This is a genomic window from Paenibacillus sp. OT2-17, assembly GCF_009827695.1.
Lineage (GTDB): Bacteria > Bacillota > Bacilli > Paenibacillales > Paenibacillaceae > Paenibacillus > Paenibacillus polymyxa_B.
This window is the reverse complement of record NZ_WUDQ01000351.1, coordinates 1-3,879: the sequence shown is the minus strand read 5'-3', so window position 1 is coordinate 3,879 and position 3,879 is coordinate 1. Positions and strand designations below refer to the sequence as shown.

General features: G+C 46.2%; 4 protein-coding genes. 1 reads left to right on the top strand and 3 read right to left on the bottom strand.

What is annotated here, in order from left to right; all coding sequences use genetic code 11:
• On the bottom strand, window positions 1-883 hold an 883-nt coding region (locus GRP75_RS20995; RefSeq protein ID WP_160790268.1), incomplete at its 3' end, for a transglycosylase domain-containing protein.
• A 216-nt stretch (window positions 884-1,099) separates the two neighbouring features.
• Here GRP75_RS20995 and GRP75_RS20990 point away from each other — a divergent pair.
• Complete coding sequence (locus tag GRP75_RS20990) at window positions 1,100-2,368, top strand: DNA polymerase IV (protein ID WP_071558520.1); 1,269 nt, start codon at window positions 1,100-1,102, stop codon at window positions 2,366-2,368.
• Window positions 2,369-2,516: 148 nt separating this feature from the next.
• Here GRP75_RS20990 and GRP75_RS20985 read toward each other — a convergent pair whose 3' ends face one another.
• Both GRP75_RS20985 and GRP75_RS20980 read right to left on the bottom strand, forming a co-directional pair.
• Complete coding sequence (locus tag GRP75_RS20985) at window positions 2,517-2,804, bottom strand: stage VI sporulation protein F (protein WP_013310877.1); 288 nt, start codon at window positions 2,802-2,804, stop codon at window positions 2,517-2,519.
• A 111-nt stretch (window positions 2,805-2,915) separates the two neighbouring features.
• A partial coding sequence (locus GRP75_RS20980; RefSeq protein ID WP_272917228.1) for an ATP-dependent DNA helicase RecG occupies window positions 2,916-3,879 on the bottom strand: 964 nt, incomplete at its 5' end.

Sequence of the window (3,879 nt, the reverse complement as noted above, 5' to 3'; positions counted from 1 at the left end):
CAAGAGTGGCTTTCACATCAAATTGAAGCGCCTCGTTATATTCGGATAGCGTAAGTTTACCTGTTGCCAGCATTCTTCCCAACACGACACGTTGGCGCTCCATCGCTTTATTGAAGCCTTCTTCATCGAAGTTCCCTTTTCCATCAAAAGCGGAATAAACAGATGGCAGTTGCGGGAGACCTGCCAAATAAGCCGCCTGAGCAATATGAAGCTTATGTAGATCACTTACATTGAAAATCCCTAACGAAGCAGACTTGATTCCATATAAATTGTAACCAGCGGAACCATTACCAAAAGGCATTTTGTTTAAGTAAGCCGTTAATATTTTATCCTTGCCCATAAACCGCTCCATACGCAGTGCCAGCAGCATTTCCTTCACCTTGCGACTGTCCGTCTTATCCAGACTGAGAAAAACCCTTCGGGCTACCTGCTGCGTCAGTGTGCTGCCGCCTGTTTGGCGGTTTTCATTCAAAAGCTTCTGCTTAACGGCACGAGCAGTTCCCTTTAAATCCACACCACGATGCTCATAAAATTGGCTGTCTTCCGTTGAAATGAGGGCGTCCACAATAGACTGAGGAACATCCTTCAGATCAACGAGCTGTCGATCCTCCTCCATGCGCATTCTTCCAACCGGAGTTACCTGATCATTAAAAAATACAAAGCTGGTCAGAGCGTTCTCATTTACCTTTTCATATATCAACTGACGTGATCGTACAGGTTCATCATGAACCAGTGCCGCCACATAACCGGATATAAGACCTCCAGCAAACAGCACTCCAAGTACACCCGCAAACGAGAACCACTTGATATTAATCAGCAAAACTCTGCCAAAAATACGCCACCTACTGCGTTTTTGAGATGATGGTCGACGTTTTGGGTTCATAAAAATGGTTTTCTCCCCTCAATATTCATTCATTTCCACTTGTTTTTGCTCAAGATATTATGATACGCCATGTTAGGTTTTACGTAAACTGTAACGTTCCAAAAAATACATTTGTATTAGGAACACTTGTTCTGTATATAATACTACTATAAGAGTATACATTCAAGAATATTTTGGAAGGATGACCCACACATATCAGGAGAGGAGGTCGGATTTTTGAAGGAACGCAGAAATAGAACCATATTCTTATCGGACTGCCAAAGTTTTTATACCAGCATCGAAAAAGCAGATGATCCCAAATACCAACATAAGCCACTCGTTGTGGCCGGTGACCCTGCACTTCGTTCAGGCATTATTTTAGCTGCGTGTCCGCTGGCCAAAAAATACGGTATATCTACAGCAGAACGCCTGGGAGAAGCGGTGAAAAAATGTCCTGACCTTATCATTGTACGCCCACGTATGCAGCATTATATCGATGTCTCATTAAAAATAACAGAAATCTATAATGAATATACGGATTTGGTTGAGGTTTTCAGCATTGATGAACAGTTTCTGGATATGAGCGGAAGCCTCTCCCTGTTCGGGGATCCGGTGAGTATTGCAAGTGAAATTCAGCAAAAGGTACTGGCACAAACAGGAGTATGGATTCGAATTGGCATCAGCTCCAACAAAATGCTGGCTAAAACCGCAACAGATATATGGGCTAAAAAAAATGACAGTGGCATTTTCTTGTTGCCTACATCCGATATTGCAGCGTTGCTGTGGCCTCAGCCAGTACGTCTTATGTTCGGCATCGGTTCGCGCATGGAACGGCATTTGGAGAAGCTTGGACTACACACCATTGGAGATATTGCACGTACTCCCTTACCCCGGCTACAGGACAGATTCCGGTCTCATTTCGGCAAGCAGTCCGATATTCAGGCAGAGGTGATATGGCGAACTGCTAACGGGATCGATCACAGCCCGGTCAAGCCGGAAACATTTAATACACCTCCCAAATCCATCGGTCATATGATGACTCTTCCCCGCGACTATCTCCAGCCTGCGGAAGTGGAAACCATCCTGCTTGAACTAACAGAGGAGGTGTGTCGGGACGCCCGCCGCAAAGGATATATGGGCTCGGTTGTGACTGTTCATTGTATATGCAGTCCCTACGAGGCACCAACCGGATTCTCCCGACAAATGAAGATACCCGATCCTACAAACCATACCCAAAAGGTATATGAAACCGTTAAAAAAATCTTTTATACTTTTTGGAATCATATGCCCGTGAAGCGCGCAGGGGTTACTTTAAGCGGATTGGTGGATGATCAACTGTATCAGCTGGATTTTTTTGAGGATCAGGAGCGATCCCGTGCTTTGGAAAAGGTGACGGACACTTTAAAGGATCGGTACGGTCAGTCCATCATCATGCGCGCATCGTCGTTAACAGATGCCGGACAGGCCATGGAACGGTCTATCAAAATTGGCGGTCATTACAAATAAAAGTCTCATGATAAGCACACACTAGCTATTGCCCGGGGAATGAACTAATACAAACCAAAAAGGATCGCCTGATATCAGGCAATCCTTTTTTCATCTGTGCTTCACAAAAAAACATGGAGAGCGCTTTGAAGCACCTCTTCAAAAGCAATCAACGGAACATTCCCCACAGCTTGATTAGATGGAATGTATTGGACGGATCAATTTTTTGTGCCAATACGAAGGCGGTCAATTGCTCCTCCTGCGCAGCCGTCAAACGCTCGTTTAAAATAGCAGAAGTGGACTTCACAAGATGACGCACCTTAGCTTTATTTTGCAGGTCCGCTTTAGTCACACCTTCAATCTGCTGCTTAACCCGCTCCTTGAGCGCACGATTCTTCATTTTCAACTTAATCCGCTCCACCAGTTGCGGACTGATTCCATATTGCTGATAGCTCAATGTTGCCACACCTCCCATATCATTCGGTCATTCCCAAATATATGACGGCCAGCCTGTCCATTGTGCCTATCTGTTTAAAACGTTTAGAACAACCTCATGATTCATGGTGGATTAGTCGATGAGGTCCCCCTGGAAAATCTGTTCTTTTTGCAAATAACCGCGCAGTCCTTCATACTGCGGAGATGTCCAAAAGGACGAATCCTTAATCAGATCGGTTGCATCCTCCCGCGCCTTTTCCAGCACCTCAAAATCCGCTACCATATCTGCTAAACGAAACTCGGGTAGCCCACTCTGCTTGGTGCCAAAAAAGTCACCCGGCCCTCTCAAATCCAGATCGCGTCTAGCCACCTCAAAACCATCGTCCGTATCGGTCATAACCTTCATCCGCTCCTGACCAACCTCCGACTTAGGATCAGCGATCAGTACACAATACGAGGCATGTGCTCCCCGTCCGACACGTCCACGTAATTGATGTAACTGGGACAGCCCAAAACGATCCGCATCCATAATGATCATTAGCGTCGCATTTGGGACGTCTACCCCCACCTCCACAACCGTCGTTGAAACGAGCAACTGAACCTCATTCGCATAGAAAGAACGCATAACTTCTTCCTTTTCTGCGGGAGTCATTCGTCCATGTAATAGCCCAACGCGGTAATGTGGAAAAGCCTGTTGCATTTGAATATGCAAATCGATGGCATTCTGTACGTCCAGCTTCTCCGACTCTTCAATCAACGGGCAAATCAGATAAGCCTGCCGTCCCTGGTCTACCTCGCGGGAAATAAAACCAAGTACCCGATCCATCAGTTCGTGCTTCACCCAATAGGTGGAAATTGGAATACGCCCCTTCGGCCGCTCTGACAACGTAGAAACATCCATATCGCCAAACGCAGTGATGGCCAGCGTACGGGGGATCGGTGTGGCCGTCATCGTCAGCACATCGGGATTATAACCTTTGCGGCGCAGTACACTACGCTGATTCACTCCGAATCTATGCTGCTCATCCGTTACAACAAGCCCAAGCTGGTGAAAATATACATCCTCCTGAATGAGAGCATGGGTGCCTACTACAATG